The following is a 14,789-nucleotide window of genomic DNA, read 5'->3' as shown; positions in this document are numbered from 1 at the left end:
TGGCTGGCTCCCCGTTCAGGCGTGAAACATGTCGGTGTTGTGCATTGCCCGGGCGTTTTCCGGGCGAAGGCGGCGGCATACGTCATCGGCAGGTGCTGCACCAACCTGCCGCGCCACAACGCCGATGCAGCCTGGGCTATAGGTGGGGCGTGAGTCCAGCGGGTGCGGAGCGGAGGAGACCGCGATCAAGGTATCCATGTCGCAGCGCAGTTCGAACCAATGGCCGGTCTGACAGTGCTCTGGGTGGTAGACAAAGCCGCCTTGCGCATCCACGCTCACCTTGGAGAACCAGTTCACGCAGATGGTTAGGTCCCTAGCAGAGAGGCCATATTTGCCGATTTCCGTAAGCAGGCCGTCCTTGGCACTTCGAAACATGGCGTTGCGGTGCGTTTGGTACCGGCACTCGCCATATCGCATTTCCAGCCTAGTGTTGTCAAGCAGCAGGCCAAGTGGGTCGTGCCAGCCCAAGCTGTCGTGGGTAACGCTGGCAAGCGCCCGACCCATGTCGGTCATGAGCACGTGCCCTTGCGAGTAGTGGGCTGTGTGCTGGGCCTTGAGCGAGTCGGGCATGTTGTAGCGCTCGAGCTTGTCGTGCGCAGCATAGAGAACCATGCTGAGGTTCACGTTGGGCTCTAGGGCCACGAAGCGCAGGGCTCGACCACGCTGCAGGCGCCAAGACCAATGGTGGCCGCCTGGCAGCATTTCAGACCACAGCACCTCTTCGGCCTTGAGGTCGGCGGTACTGTCAACGGGAAAGCTGGTCCACCAGCTTAGGTTGTCCACCGGGTTGTCGGCGGGGGGGTTGGGGATGTCGGTGGCCGGTGCGGGGACGTCCATCGAGGTGTTCATGCAGGTGTTCCTTGTGGCGTGGTCGCCGTTTCTTGTCGGTTGCGAACCACATTCAGTGCGCCCAGCACGGCGCTGCGACCCTGGTTTAGTGGGATGTCGTAGGTGATGGCAGCGCCGTAGGCTTGGGGAGCATGGGGATCGATGCGCACCTTGTCGAAAACCAGCAAGCGAGTGCCTAATAGAAAACCTTCGGACAGGTCGTGCGTGACCATGAACACCGTGAGACGGGTCTGTGCCCACAGCTCTTGCAGCAGTTGGTGCATGTCTTTGCGGATACCCGGATCCAGTGCGCCAAAAGGTTCATCGAGAAGCAGGATCCGGGGCTTTCCCATCAGGGCCTGGGCAATCGCCAGACGTTGCTGCATCCCGCCCGATAGCTGATTGGGGTATTTTGCTAAAGCGGGACCTAGTCCGACTTTGTCAAGCATCACGCGGGCCTCTTCGCGCGCGGTGGTCTTGGCTTGTCCGAACAGGCGGCCGAACCACCGACTCTTGGGCAGTTCTAGGGCCAGCGCCACGTTGTCGAGCACCGTCAAATGGGGTAGCACCGAGTATTTCTGGAACACGATACCGCGGCTGGCGTTGGGCTCGGCAGCCAAGGGCTGTCCACCCAAAGTGATGCTGCCTTTGGTCGGTTTTTCTTGGCCCAGCAGCAGTCGCAGAAAGGTCGACTTACCGCAACCGGAGGCACCTACCATGGTGCAGAACTCGCCCTCTTGGATCTTTAGGTTAATGCGTTCAAGCACCACTTGCTCACCGTAGCTCATCCAAAGGTTGTTGACGTTGATAAAGGCCATGATTAGCGCCCTTCGTGCCAGGGGAACAGGGCACTGGTGAGTTTCTTGAGTGACTGATCCATGAGCCAAGCCAGTAGCGTGATCCAAGCCACGTAGGGGAGGATCACATCCATGGCCAAGAAACGCCGGACCAGAAAGATGCGGAAACCCAGCCCTTCGGTGGAGGCGATGGACTCGGCAGCGATCAGAAACAACCACGCCGATCCCAATGCCAGCCTCAGTGCAATCAACAAACGGGGCATCAAGTGCGGCAGAATGACGCGCAAGATCAAGGTCCAGGTGTTGGCCCCTAGGGTCTGCGCCTTGATCAACCACTCTAGAGGAATCTCCCTCGCCCTTTGCTCCAAGTCTCGCGTCATCACCGGGGCGATGCCGATCACGATCAACATCACCTTGGACAGCTCCCCTAGACCAAATACGATGAACAGCACAGGCAGAATGGCTAGGGGCGGAATCATCGAAATCACCGCCACTGCAGGCGAAAACGTTGCGCTAACCAGCGGAATGGCACCTAGGCATATGCCCATCACGAGCGCTACCACGGTAGCGATCAACATGCCCAAGATCAATCGCTGAAGGCTGGCCAAGGTATCGGTCCAGAACAGCCAGTTTCCAGTCCGTGCATCTTCCTGTAGCGCGTAGCGCTGCATGGCATCGGCCATCTGGGCAAGGCTGGGCAGCAGCTTGTCGTCCGGGTTGTCCGCTAATCTGGCGTCTGACGCAATCACATAGACGATCAACGCGAGCAGGAACGGCAGCCACATCAGTCCGATCCTAAGACCGGAGCTGGGAAGGCGGTTGATCAGGCGCATGAAGAGCCCCCCTTGGGTTTGAAAATCGGTGGACTCAGGCTGGCTTGATCAGGCCGTCTGCGGCCATCTTCATGAAGGTGGGATCAAAGCGCAGCTTCACGTTCATGGCGTTGCCCGTCTGGGTGTTAGCAAACTGCATTCCGATTGATTCGGCGCTGCGCGCACCTTCGCCCAGCAGGCCATGCTTGAAACTGAACTGCGACACCTTAGTCATGGTGGCGGGCAGTTCCTTGTTGACGGAAAATGCATTGGCGTCTTTGGCGGTGTAAAACATTTTGGTTGTGGCCAACTGGGCTTCAAAACCCTTCAGGTCGGTACCCGAGGCTTCTGCCATTTGGGTGCGAGCGGCGATACCCTGCGGCGTGTTGCTGCTCATGATAGCCATCACTTCGTACCAGGCGCCCACCAAGGCCTTGCCGAAGTCGGGGTTCTCAACTAGGGTCTTGCTGTTGACCACCAGCAAATCAATGATTTCGCCGGGGATCTTGCTGGAATCAAACAGCATGCTGACTTTTGGTGTGGCCGCAACTTCAGCCAACAAGGGGTTCCAAGTGACCACGACCTGAATCCGTGACCCCATTAGCAGCCAAACTCTAACCTGAATCCGTGACCCCATTAGCAGCCAAACTCTAACCCAAGCCGAATCCGCTTTTAGACATGAATTCCGCTCTGGATTTCTCAAATTTGGCCCAAGCCGAGCGTGTTTGCGCGCCCATGCGCTATCAAAGCATGGGAACGGATGCGTTGAACAAGGCCGTATGGGTGTTTTTGCCTGCAAGCGCGCAGCCCCCATCCTTGGGAGCCTCCCAATTGGCTGTTTTTNCCTGCAAGCGCGCAGCCCCCATCCTTGGGAGCCTCCCAATTGGCTGATCTTTCTTCGGGTGCTGGTCGGCAGCGGCTGGGGCTTTGCGCTTGGCCGCTACAGCGCGTCAAGCGCGCGCCAGTGGCGCTCAAACACCGCAAAGGCCCTGTCGTTGGCCCCCAAGCCCAACACCCACTGGCGGGCATGGTCCACCATGCGGGCGGCCTTGAACATCAACTCCTGTATCACCGTGCGGATGCGACGGCGCTGCGCGCTGTGGCGCACCGGTGCATCGGGCCCGTGCAGCGTGTGCTGGCCAACCAAGCGCAGCAGGTTCATCGCCACGGCCGCCAGCGCGCACACCACGTAGTTGGTGTCGAACTTGCCCGAGGGCAGCCGGGTCAGATCCATGTCGGTTTTGAACTCCGAGTGAAACTGCTCATGCGTGCCGTGCTCGGCGTACAAGGCAATGACCTGCTCGGGCGTGAACGACTCAGGCAAGGTGGTGCTCCAGCCTTCCAGCACATACTCGGGCAACAGCATCTGCTGGCCCCGTTTGTCAACGGTGCGCTCGGTCAGGCGGTACACGCGGCGTGCTTTGAGGCTCTCGTTACCGTCTCTGATGGCCACGCTTTGCTCCCACAGGCACTGGCGTTTACCGGGGCGCAATACCGTCCAAGCGGTGTTGGCATCGGCTACCCGTGCCTGGGCGATGGTCTCTACCGGCGTGCTGCGCGGGTTCCACTTGATGAGCCACGCGACCTCGCGCTGCAGGGCTTTGGCTTGTCGGGCGATGGCACACATCAGCTTGGCCGAATCAAAGCCCGAGTCGGCCCGCAGCAGCAAGGGCGGCTGGGCCGCTGCCGTGACTTTGGCCGCCAGCGGCAGCAGCCGCTCGATGTTGTATTCGGTCTCGCTGGCCGAGTGCTGGGTGCCCGGGCGCAGGGCAAACTCCAGGCAAAAGCCTTGGGTGCCCAAGTAGGCCACCAGCGGGCAGTAGCCGTCCACTCCCGCATAGGTGCGCCCCACATGCTCCTTGGCCGTGCCGCTTTGGTCCATGGCGAAGGTGTCGATGTCCAGTGGCACATAAGCACAGGGCAGCGCCCCGAAGTCGATGGGCTGGCCCTCGAGCTTGAGGCTCAAAACCGCGGTGTTGATGTCATCGATCAAGTCAAACCAAGCTGGCGCGTGGGTGTCCAAGCGCTGGCGCAGGGTGGGCGACGAGGGCACCGATCGCAAGCCCAAGGCGCGGGTGAAGAAAGTGTCTTGGCGCTGGCCTTCGATGGCATCAAAATCGTTCTTGCCCAGACACAGCAGGCCCAGGTAGCTCTTGAGGATGTCGCTATTGGCGATGCCGCTGCGCACGGGGTAAGCGGGGTCGACCAAGGCGTTGAGATTGATGCGCTTGAGGTACTTGCCAATCAGGGCCAAGCCAGCGTGCTGGCTCAAGTCGTAGGGCAGTTGTTTGATGACAAAATCGGGCATGGGGGCTTCACCTTCAGGGTGAAGCCCACTTGGGGTCTAGAATGTTGATTTCAATAGGGAATCAGCAGTATTTTTGGTGCGGGGTCACGGATTCAGGAGAAACAGAGCCGCCATGACGCGCTGCAAGTCGAGCAGGTACTCGAGACTGAACTGCCCTTGATCGAGCAACCAGACATTGAGCTGGGGCTGAAAGACGTGTCACAGCAGAACCTCGGCGGCATTTACAGGCATCAATTCGAGTCGAGTTAAAGCAGCGATCATCAGACTTTGCGCCTGATCAAAATCAAGCGACTCGGGGCGAGATTCTTGCTTGCGGTGCGCCACCCAATCGCGCCAACGTCGCAGTGCATTCAACTCCATTGCCAATTTATCACCCAATATCGGCTTTAGGGCTATGAGCTTTTCTTCAAAACCCCAGTGCTGAATGCGCCGGGAAAGTCCTTTACGAACACGGTCGTCGCTTTCTAACGAGACCCCTGCCCAATGCGTGCGGCGAATCAACCAATCATTGACGAACTCTTCGAAAATAGCCCAATGCGACAGCAGTGCAAAATTTTCAAGTTCGCTGCGGCAGTGCCCAATCTGTCCCAAAAGCTCTTGTTCTGTCGTAGCCCAGCGGGTATCCAGGTGTCGATTTGGCTGTTCGCTAACCTCGCGCTCAAACAAATCGAGCGCACGCGCAGCAGTGCGTTGCCACGTCCAGACCGAGCGCATTCGCTCATCAAAGCTGGAAGTCATGACCGCTTACCGCCCCTAGCAAATCGACGAATACCTCGCGTGTCAACGGATAGGCGCGGCGCAAGGGAAAAGGCGAGACCCAATACCACCCTTCGCCCTCCACCCCACGCAACATCGTGTGGCTGCTTTGTTCGACCGGGCCGTTCTCTACTGCCTGAATGCGGGTGCCGATCACCGGCCCGCCCGCACTCAGATATACGATTTTTTCTTGCTTGCTATATTCACTAACGACATCAACACGCCCCCAGGCACCCAATATGGAAGCACCAAAGGGCACGATTTGGGCCATGCGCTTGCCGTGGCTGTCGTCGAGTATCAAGGTTGGTGCTCGATAGGGGCCGTGGCGTTCTTCATTGATTGCCGTCTCACCGTGCGTCACTCTCAGGCCCAGCCCAACGCTCCATTCTTCGCAATCCGCAAGAAGCGCTTGGGTGCGTGCCAAAAACTCATCCAGCTCAGTTTTCTCAGCGTCTTCCACTATCTTCTCCGTTGATACCCTCCCTTCGGGTGAAGGGCGGGGTGAGTGGGCTATGGTTTAGCCGATTGGTGCCTGAAAGAAGCACGGCAGCTTCGCGCGCTTCATCAACCCGGGCCATTTCGTACTGCTTGGTCATGAGTTTATACATGGCCTGCTGGAAGGTGAAATCTTGCAGCAGCGCAAACTGGCGCCGCCGCCTTGGGGTGAGCACGCGCCAGAGCGCGCGCAGGGAGGCCAATTGTCCAGGAACGATCATGAAAACCAGGGGTTCAGGCCTTGGGTTTGCTGGCCTTGGCCTTGGCCACAAACTCCAGCCCAAAGGCAAGCATGACGCCGCCCATTAGCCCCAGCAGAGCCGCTATGGCCAGCACCAGTGCCTTTTTGGGCTCTGAGGCTTGAGTAGGGGCCACGATTTCGCCCAAGAGCACAGTGGGGCGGCTTTGCAGCGGCCCTAGCTGCTGCGACAGGCGCAGGCGTTCGGCGTCGAGCTCGTTGATGGTGTTGCTCAGTGGGCCGCGCTCCATCATCACCAGCGAAGCCTGCACCGGGTTGCGCTCCTTGAGCTGCTCGATGAGCTGGGTGATCTCGTCGTACTGCTTTTGCAGCGCACTGCGACGCTCAACCAGGGTGCGGAGGCGCTCGTTGATTAGGGCGACGTTGTCTTGAAAGTCTGCGGCGTGTGCGCGCTTGACCTCGGCTACCACCCCTTGCAGAAACTGTGCAGCCTGCTCTGGCGTATCGGCCTCGGCGGTGAGCTGCAGCGTGGTGGTAGAACCCCTTTGCACCACCGCTTCGGTGATAAACGGCCGCGGCCGTTTGACTCCTTCTGCGATGCTTGCGCCGTGTGCGATCGTGACTCGGCTCGACAGCTCATTCATGCTCTCTAGCAGAACAGGCTGCCCGGCATTTGTACTGAATTGACCCACCCGCAGCAACACGCTGGCTTCATAAACCGGCGCTTTTAAGAAAGCGTACGCGGCACCAGCGCCAACGCAGGCTGCAAAACTTATCAATATCAACCACTTGCGGCCAACCAAAATCTGCCACAGTTCAAGCAGGCTGATTTCGTCGTCGGCTGGGCCGGTCATCTCATTTGGGTTCATATGGGGGGATGTGCTCGGCGTGTACGCAAGGCCGCTGGGCCAAGGTCGAGGATCGCCCACGCTACCGCCATGCCGTGTCACGATCGGCAAGCGCGCTGGGTGGGGTTTGAGGGGCTTGCGCCAAGGGGGATTATAAGCGCTAGCCAAGGCCGAGCTGTGAGGCTTTACTCGCCGTAGTGGTAACGCAGCGCCGCAATTTCCAGCGTCTGCTCACGCAAGCGATAAACCATGCGGTGCTCCTGATCGATGCGGCGCGACCACCAACCGCTGAACTCGTGTTTGAGCGGCTCGGGTTTGCCGATGCCCTCGTAGGGGTTGCGCATGGCATCGGCGATCAGGGTGTTAATGCGGCGCAGGGTGGCCTTGTCCTGCACCATCCAGTATGTGTAATGCGCCCAAGCGCTGGACGAAAAGCGTAGGCTTGGCTGCATGCGTCCGGGCTCAAGGCTCCAGCAAGGTTTGATCGGTGCCACCACCCACGTCCAGTTCGTCCATGGACTGGCGCAGCATGCGGCGGTTGGCGGGCGAGTTCATCAGGTAGGCCGTTTCCTGCCATGCGTTGAAGTCGTCTAGGCTGACCAACACGGCGGGCTTGCCCCCTTGGCGGGTGATGAGAATGGGCGCATGGTCGTTGTTGACCTTGTCAAGCAGGTGCGCAAAATTGGCCCGCGCTTCGCTGTAGCTCAGAACTTGCATGGAAGGCTCCGGTTGATTTTGCGTACAGAACATTGTACCTCGGATTCGGCAGAAGGGTAGCGGACACGACCAGACTCACACACCACCAGCCGCCTATTTTTATGCTATGATGCCGCTCTTTGCCAAAAACAGCTGCTTGCGGGCGGTGCTGCTTTGGCTGCTGGCGCTTACGGCCCGTTGCCAGCAGGTTGGCGTTTGCCCATGTGGCGCGCTTGCCTAAAGTTGGGCTAGGTTGCGAGGAGGCTGGGTGCCCTGTGTGGGGTGCTGGGCCGTTTGAACTCGATGGAGTAATTTTACATGGCGAAAAAAATCGTCGGCTTTATCAAGCTGCAGGTGCCAGCTTGCAAGGCCAACCCCTCCCCCCCGATTGGTCCGGCGCTGGGTCAGCGCGGGCTCAACATCATGGAGTTCTGCAAGGCCTTCAATGCCCAAACCCAGGGCATGGAGCCGGGCTTGCCGCTGCCGGTGGTCATCACCGCGTTTGCCGACAAGAGCTTTACCTTCATCATCAAAACCCCGCCGGCCACGACGCTGATCAAAAAATCGATCAAGCTCGACAAAGGCTCGCCGGTGCCGAACAAGCAAAAAGTGGGCAAGATCACCCGGGCGCAGCTCGAAGAGATCGCCAAAACCAAGATCAAAGACATGAACGCGGCCAGCATCGATGCCGCCATCAAGACCATCGCGGGCTCGGCGCGCTCGATGGGCGTGATTGTGGAGGGTGTGTAACATGGCACGCTTGAGCAAAAAACAAAAAGCCCTGCAAGGCGTGGTCGATTCGACCAAGCTCTACCCCATCGCCTCGGCGCTGGCCATGGTCAAGCAGCATGCCACGGCCAAGTTCGATGAATCCATCGACGTGGCGGTGCAACTGGGTGTGGATGCCAAAAAATCCGACCAGGTGGTGCGCGGCGCCGTGGTGCTGCCCAATGGCACCGGCAAGACCAAGCGCGTGGCGGTGTTCGCCCAAGGCGCCAAGGCCGATGAGGCGCGTGCCGCCGGGGCCGACGTGGTGGGCTTCGAAGACCTGGCCGCCGACGTGAAAGCCGGCAAGCTGGACTTTGACGTGGTGATCGCCTCGCCCGACGCCATGCGCGTGGTCGGCCAGTTGGGCCAAATCTTGGGCCCGCGCGGCCTGATGCCCAACCCCAAGGTGGGCACCGTCACGCCCGACGTGGCCACGGCGGTGAAAAACGCCAAGGCCGGGCAGGTGCAGTTCCGGGTTGACAAAGCCGGCATCATCCACGGCACCATCGGCCGCCGTTCTTTCGACGACGCCAAGCTGCTGGGCAACCTGCAAGCGCTGCTCGAAGCCCTGAACAAGGCCAAACCGGCTTCGTCCAAGGGCCAGTTCCTGCGCAAGGTGGCCGTGTCGTCAACGATGGGGCTCGGGGTGCGGGTCGAGGTGCCTTCGATCACAGCCTAATCGGTCTTGATCGGGGGCTTGATATCGGCAACAAATTCCCGGCTGCTGTGCGCCCCTATGGGGTTGCGGTGGCCGAGGGTGGTGGGTCTGGCGGCGCGCAATGCGTGGCCAGAGCCATCCAAGACCGCTGGTGCGCAGCCGGGTTGGCCCGGAGCGCTTAATTTTTGCATGAAGCCAGCGCAGATGGCGATCCCGCCGCGAACGGAAAAGTTTTTTCCTGCAACGGTTGGTCGCTGCAACGAGGCGCATGGCCAAGGGCACCCAGCCCGCAACCATGCATTTTTAGGAGTTGACCTTGAGTTTGAACCGCAGTGAGAAGCAGGCCGTCATCGATGAGGTGTCGGCGCTCGCAGCAAAAGCTCAAACGCTCGTGATGGCGGAATACCGTGGCATCAAGGTGGCCGACCTGACCCAGTTGCGTGTCAAAGCCCGCGGCGCGGGCGTGTTTGTGGGGGTTCTCAAGAACACCCTGGCACGCCGCGCAGTGGCTGGCACCGGCTTTGAGGCAGGTGCCGACCAGATGTCCGGGCCGCTGATCTATGGCTTTTCCCAAGACGCCGTGGCCGCTGCCAAAGTGATGGCCGATTTCGCCAAAACCAACGACAAGTTGGTGATTCGTGGCGGCGTGTTTGCGGGCAAGGCCCTGGACATCAATGGCGTGAAGCAGCTTGCCAACATCCCTCCCAAAGAGGTGTTGCTGGCGCAGTTGCTGGGCTTGATGCAATCCCCGATTTCGCGCACTGCGCGCGTGCTGGCCGCCTTGGCCGAGCAGCGTGGCGCTGGCAGCCTGAGTGCCGCCGAGCCCGCAGCCCAATAACCGTTTGTTAGGAAATTTGAAAATGGCATTCGATAAAGACGCATTTCTGACCGCGCTCGACAGCATGACGGTCATGGAGCTCAACGAGCTGGTGAAAGCCATCGAAGAGAAATTTGGCGTGAGCGCCGCCGCCATGTCGGCCCCCGCTGCCGGTGGTGGCGCGGCCGCTGCCGCCGTGGTGGAAGAGAAAACCGACTTCGACGTGGTGCTCAAAGAAACCGGCGCCAACAAGGTGTCGGTGATCAAGGCGGTGCGCGAAATCACCGGCTTGGGCCTGAAAGAAGCCAAAGACCTGGTCGATGGCGCGCCCAAAACGGTGAAAGAAGCCATGCCCAAGGCCGACGCCGAAGCCGCCAAGAAAAAGCTCGAAGACGCCGGTGCCAAGGCCGAGCTCAAATAAACCGCTCTGCCTCAAAGGCTGGTGCGCCCCTTACCGGGCGTGCCAGCCTTTTGGCGCTGGATGTGGCGGGTTTTTTACCATCCGCAGCCAGCGCCAGCACCAGAGCACACAGCCAAGGCCGCAGCCCTAGCGGTTTTGCCTGTGTCTTCTCAAGCCCGGAGATCTCATGGCTCAAACGTACTCATTCACCGAACGCAAACGCATCCGCAAAAGCTTCGGCAGCCGCGAAAACGTGCTGGAAATCCCCTATCTGCTGCAAATGCAGAAGGATGCCTACACGGCATTTTTGCAAGCCGACGCGGCCCCACGACGGCGCACCCCAGAGGGTTTGCAGGCGGCCTTCGAGTCGGCCTTCCCGATCGTGTCGCACAACGGCTACGTGGAGATGAAGTTCGTCGAGTACAACCTGGCCAAACCGGCCTTTGATGTGCGCGAGTGCCAAACCCGCGGCCTGACCTTCGCCTCGGCGGTGCGGGCGCGGGTGCAGCTCATCATCTACGACCGCGAATCCTCCACCAGCCAGTCCAAGGTGGTGAAAGAGGTGAAGGAGCAAGAGGTTTACATGGGCGAAGTGCCGCTCATGACCGACAAGGGCTCTTTCATCGTCAACGGCACCGAGCGCGTGATCGTGTCGCAGTTGCACCGCTCGCCGGGCGTGTTTTTTGAGCACGACAAGGGCAAGACGCACAGTTCGGGCAAGCTGCTGTTTTCGGCACGCATCATCCCCTACCGTGGCTCGTGGCTCGATTTCGAGTTCGACCCCAAAGACCTGCTGTTTTTCCGCGTCGATCGGCGGCGCAAGATGCCGGTCACGATTTTGCTCAAGGCCATCGGCCTCAATCCCGAGCAGATTCTGGCCAACTTCTACGTCAACGACCACTTCCGCCTGATGGACAGCGGCGCCCAGATGGCGCTGGTAACCGAGCGCCTGCGCGGCGAGGTGGCGCGTTTTGACCTGACCGACCCGAGCGGCAAGGTGGTGGTGGCCAAGGACAAGCGCATCACCGCCCGCCACACGCGCGAGCTGGAACAGGCCAAGGTCAGCCACATCAGCGTGCCCGAAGATTTTCTGCTTGGGCGCGTGGTGGCGCGCAACGTGATCGACCCCGACAGCGGCGAGCTGCTGGCGCGCGCCAACGATGAGCTCACCGAAACGCTGCTCAAAAAGCTGCGCAGCGCCGGCATTGCCGAACTGGCTTGCATTTTTACCAACGAGCTGGACCAGGGCCCCTACATCAGCCAGACCCTGCGCAGCGACGAAACCGCCGACGAATTTTCAGCCCGCGTGGCCATCTACCGCATGATGCGCCCTGGCGAGCCGCCCACCGAAGACGCGGTGCAGGCGCTGTTTCACCGCCTGTTCTACAACCCGGACACCTACGACCTCTCGCGCGTGGGGCGCATGAAGTTCAACGCCCGCGTCGGGCGCGGCGGCAGCACCGGCGCCATGGTGTTGTCGAACGAAGACATCCTGGACGTGGTCAAAATCCTGGTGGACTTGCGCAACGGCAAGGGCGAAGTGGATGACATCGACCACCTCGGCAACCGGCGCGTGCGCTGCGTGGGCGAGCTGGCCGAAAACCAGTACCGCACCGGGCTGGCGCGGATCGAGAAAGCGGTGAAAGAGCGCCTCGGCCAAGCCGAGCAAGAGCCGCTGATGCCGCACGACCTGATCAACTCCAAGCCGATTTCGGCCGCGCTCAAAGAGTTCTTTGGCGCCTCGCAGTTGTCGCAGTTCATGGACCAGACCAACCCGCTGGCCGAGATCACGCACAAGCGCCGCGTCTCGGCGCTGGGCCCAGGCGGCCTGACGCGCGAACGCGCCGGCTTTGAGGTGCGCGACGTACACGTGACGCACTACGGCCGCGTGTGCCCGATTGAAACCCCGGAAGGCCCCAACATCGGGCTGATCAACTCGCTGGCGCTGTATGCGCGCCTGAACGAGTACGGCTTCATCGAAACCCCGTACCGGCGCGTGAGCGACTGCAAGGTCACGAAGCAGATCGACTACCTGTCGGCGATCGAAGAAGGCAAGTACGTGATCGCGCAGGCCAACGCCGCGCTGGACGCCAGCGGGCGCCTGACGGACGAACTGGTGAGCGCGCGCGAAAAGGGAGAATCCATCCTGACCCCGCCCGAAACGGTGCAGTACATGGACGTGTCGCCGGCGCAGATCGTTTCGGTGGCGGCCTCGCTGGTGCCGTTCCTGGAGCACGACGACGCCAACCGCGCCCTCATGGGCGCCAACATGTCGCGCCAGGCGGTGCCCGTGCTGCGGCCCGAAAAACCGCTGGTCGGCACTGGCATCGAGCGCGTGGCAGCCATCGACTCGGGCACCGTGGTGGTGGCCAAGCGCGGCGGGCGGGTCGATTACGTGGATGCGGCGCGCATCGTGGTGCGCGTCAACGACGCCGAGGCGCTGGCCGGTGAGGTGGGGGTGGACATCTACAACCTGATCAAGTACCAGCGCTCGAACCAGAACACCAACATCCACCAGCGCCCGATCGTCAAAAAGGGCGACCTGATCCACGTCGGTGCGGTGATCGCCGACGGCGCCTCCACCGACCTGGGTGAGATTTCGATCGGGCAGAACATGCTGATCGCCTTCATGCCCTGGAACGGCTACAACTTCGAGGACTCGATCCTTATCAGCGAGCGCGTGGTGGCCGAAGACCGCTACACCAGCATCCACATCGAAGAACTGGTGGTGATGGCGCGCGACACCAAGCTGGGCGCCGAAGACATCACACGCGACATCCCCAACCTGGCCGAGCAGCAGATCAACCGGCTGGATGAGTCGGGCATCATCTACGTCGGGGCCGAGGTGCTGCCCGGTGATGTGCTGGTGGGCAAGGTCACGCCCAAGGGCGAAACCACGCTCACGCCCGAAGAAAAGCTGCTGCGCGCCATTTTTGGCGAAAAAGCCTCGGACGTGAAAGACACCTCGCTGCGCGTGGACCAGGGCTCGCAAGGCACGGTGATCGATGTGCAGGTGTTCACCCGCGAAGGCATTGTGCGCGATAAGCGGGCGCAGCAGATCATCGACGACGAGCTCAAGCGCTTCCGGCTCGACCTGAACGACCAGTTGCGCATCGTCGAGGCCGACGCCTACGACCGGATCGAAAAGCTGCTGCTGGGCAAAACCGCCAACGGCGGCCCGAAACGTCTGACCAAGGGCAGCACGATCGAGCGCGCCTACCTGGCCGAGGTGGACAAATACCACTGGTTCGACATCCGCCCGGCTGACGAGCAGGTGGCGGCGCAGCTCGAATCGATCAAGAACGCGCTGGAAGCCACGCGCCACAGCTTCGACTTGGCTTTTGAAGAAAAGCGCAAGAAGCTGACCCAGGGCGACGAGCTGCCGGCGGGCGTGCTCAAAATGGTCAAGGTCTATCTGGCCGTCAAGCGCCGCCTGCAACCGGGCGACAAAATGGCCGGCCGCCACGGCAACAAGGGCGTGGTCTCCAAGATCACCCCGGTGGAAGACATGCCCTACCTGGCCGACGGCACCCCGGTCGACATCGTGCTGAACCCGCTGGGCGTGCCTTCGCGCATGAACATCGGGCAGGTGCTCGAAGTCCACTTGGGCTGGGCCGCCAAGGGGCTGGGGCAGCGCATTGGCGACATGCTGCAGCGCCAGGCCGCCGCCACCGAAGTCCGCCAGTTGCTGGAGCAAATCTACAACCGCACCGGGCGCCAGGAAAATCTGGCCGACCTGAACGACGAGGAAGTGCGCGCCATGGCGGGCGAACTGAGCAAGGGCGTGCCCTTTGCCTCGCCGGTGTTCGACGGCGCCAGCGAAGCCGAGATTTTCGACATGCTCCGGCTGGCCTACCCAGACGACGTGGCCAAGGCCAAGGCGCTCACGCCCACGCGCACCCAGGCCCAGCTCTACGACGGCCGCACCGGCGACGCCTTCGAGCGCGTCACCACCGTGGGCTACATGCACTACCTCAAGCTGCACCACTTGGTCGATGACAAGATGCACGCGCGCTCCACCGGCCCGTACTCGCTCGTTACGCAGCAGCCGCTGGGCGGCAAGGCCCAGTTCGGCGGCCAGCGCTTCGGCGAGATGGAGGTCTGGGCGCTCGAAGCCTACGGCGCCAGCTACGTGCTGCAAGAGATGCTCACCGTCAAGTCGGACGACGTGCAGGGCCGCACCAAGGTCTATGAGTCGATCGTCAAGGGCGAGCACTCGATCGAAGCGGGCATGCCCGAGTCCTTCAACGTGCTGGTCAAAGAGATTCGATCCCTAGGCATCGATATCGAACTCGAACGGGGATGAGGGGCCAAAGCCACGCCAGGGGGTGTTGCCCGCAAGCTTGCATAGCGCTGCTATGCGGCACTTTCGGGCGCCTACCCTGGCGCGCCTTTGATCCCCTCATC

16 protein-coding genes are annotated in these 14,789 nt (G+C 61.1%); 5 read left to right on the top strand and 11 right to left on the bottom strand.

What is annotated here, in order from left to right; genetic code table 11:
* Nucleotides 1-15: 15 nt before the first annotated feature.
* From SRAA_RS01045 to SRAA_RS01000, 11 genes are all read right to left on the bottom strand, one after another.
* Nucleotides 16-849, bottom strand: a complete 834-nt coding sequence (locus SRAA_RS01045) for an urea amidolyase associated protein UAAP1 (protein WP_052467433.1) — start codon at nt 847-849, stop codon at nt 16-18.
* Nucleotides 846-1,646 (bottom strand): ABC transporter ATP-binding protein, encoded by an 801-nt coding sequence (locus SRAA_RS01040; RefSeq protein ID WP_045530450.1) that lies wholly within the window; start codon nt 1,644-1,646, stop codon nt 846-848. Before SRAA_RS01040 ends, SRAA_RS01045 begins: the two co-directional genes overlap by 4 nt.
* 2 nt (nt 1,647-1,648) lie before the next feature.
* Nucleotides 1,649-2,458 carry an ABC transporter permease gene (locus tag SRAA_RS01035; RefSeq protein ID WP_045530447.1) on the bottom strand — a complete coding sequence of 270 codons (810 nt, stop codon included), beginning with the start codon at nt 2,456-2,458 and terminating at the stop codon, nt 1,649-1,651.
* A gap of 34 nt (nt 2,459-2,492) precedes the next feature.
* Complete coding sequence (locus SRAA_RS01030) at nt 2,493-2,999, bottom strand: type 2 periplasmic-binding domain-containing protein (protein WP_144318676.1); 507 nt, start codon at nt 2,997-2,999, stop codon at nt 2,493-2,495.
* Nucleotides 3,000-3,377: 378 nt separating this feature from the next.
* Nucleotides 3,378-4,745, bottom strand: coding sequence for an IS1380 family transposase (locus SRAA_RS01025; protein WP_045530335.1), 1,368 nt, complete (start codon nt 4,743-4,745; stop codon nt 3,378-3,380).
* Between the two features lie 198 nt (nt 4,746-4,943).
* Nucleotides 4,944-5,483, bottom strand: coding sequence for a hypothetical protein (locus SRAA_RS11975; protein ID WP_052467431.1), 540 nt, complete (start codon nt 5,481-5,483; stop codon nt 4,944-4,946).
* Nucleotides 5,467-5,961 carry a hypothetical protein gene (locus SRAA_RS12380; RefSeq protein ID WP_144318675.1) on the bottom strand — a complete coding sequence of 165 codons (495 nt, stop codon included), beginning with the start codon at nt 5,959-5,961 and terminating at the stop codon, nt 5,467-5,469. The genes SRAA_RS11975 and SRAA_RS12380 overlap by 17 nt, the downstream gene beginning before the upstream one ends.
* Nucleotides 5,948-6,217, bottom strand: a complete 270-nt coding sequence (locus SRAA_RS12375; RefSeq protein ID WP_144318674.1) for a hypothetical protein — start codon at nt 6,215-6,217, stop codon at nt 5,948-5,950. The genes SRAA_RS12380 and SRAA_RS12375 overlap by 14 nt, the downstream gene beginning before the upstream one ends.
* Nucleotides 6,218-6,230: 13 nt before the next feature.
* The gene (locus SRAA_RS01010; protein WP_231849372.1) at nt 6,231-7,145 is read right to left on the bottom strand and encodes a Wzz/FepE/Etk N-terminal domain-containing protein; all 915 of its coding nucleotides are present in this window, start codon (nt 7,143-7,145) and stop codon (nt 6,231-6,233) included.
* Nucleotides 7,146-7,228: 83 nt separating this feature from the next.
* Entirely contained in the window at nt 7,229-7,495 is a 267-nt protein-coding gene (locus tag SRAA_RS01005; RefSeq protein WP_045530439.1) for a Txe/YoeB family addiction module toxin, read from the bottom strand.
* A 10-nt stretch (nt 7,496-7,505) separates the two neighbouring features.
* Complete coding sequence (locus tag SRAA_RS01000; RefSeq protein WP_045530435.1) at nt 7,506-7,760, bottom strand: type II toxin-antitoxin system Phd/YefM family antitoxin; 255 nt, start codon at nt 7,758-7,760, stop codon at nt 7,506-7,508.
* A 297-nt stretch (nt 7,761-8,057) separates the two neighbouring features.
* On the opposite strand from SRAA_RS01000, the gene rplK reads away from it, so the two are divergent.
* The 5 genes from rplK (at nt 8,058) to rpoB (ending at nt 14,688) form a co-directional block, all read left to right on the top strand.
* Nucleotides 8,058-8,489, top strand: a complete 432-nt coding sequence (gene rplK, locus SRAA_RS00995; RefSeq protein ID WP_029461860.1) for a 50S ribosomal protein L11 — start codon at nt 8,058-8,060, stop codon at nt 8,487-8,489.
* A 1-nt stretch (nt 8,490) separates the two neighbouring features.
* Nucleotides 8,491-9,186: a 50S ribosomal protein L1 gene (gene rplA, locus SRAA_RS00990; RefSeq protein WP_045530433.1), complete on the top strand. Its 696-nt coding sequence runs from the start codon at nt 8,491-8,493 to the stop codon at nt 9,184-9,186.
* Nucleotides 9,187-9,481: 295 nt separating this feature from the next.
* Nucleotides 9,482-10,003, top strand: coding sequence for a 50S ribosomal protein L10 (gene rplJ / locus SRAA_RS00985; protein ID WP_045533010.1), 522 nt, complete (start codon nt 9,482-9,484; stop codon nt 10,001-10,003).
* A gap of 22 nt (nt 10,004-10,025) precedes the next feature.
* Nucleotides 10,026-10,403, top strand: coding sequence for a 50S ribosomal protein L7/L12 (gene rplL / locus SRAA_RS00980; RefSeq protein WP_045530431.1), 378 nt, complete (start codon nt 10,026-10,028; stop codon nt 10,401-10,403).
* A 166-nt stretch (nt 10,404-10,569) separates the two neighbouring features.
* Entirely contained in the window at nt 10,570-14,688 is a 4,119-nt protein-coding gene (rpoB, locus tag SRAA_RS00975; RefSeq protein ID WP_045530429.1) for a DNA-directed RNA polymerase subunit beta, read from the top strand.
* Nucleotides 14,689-14,789 lie beyond the last annotated feature (101 nt).

Source organism: Serpentinimonas raichei, assembly GCF_000828895.1.
GTDB lineage: Bacteria > Pseudomonadota > Gammaproteobacteria > Burkholderiales > Burkholderiaceae_C > Serpentinimonas > Serpentinimonas raichei.
The sequence above is the reverse complement of the archived record's forward strand: the minus strand, read 5'-3'. Positions and strand labels throughout refer to the sequence as shown.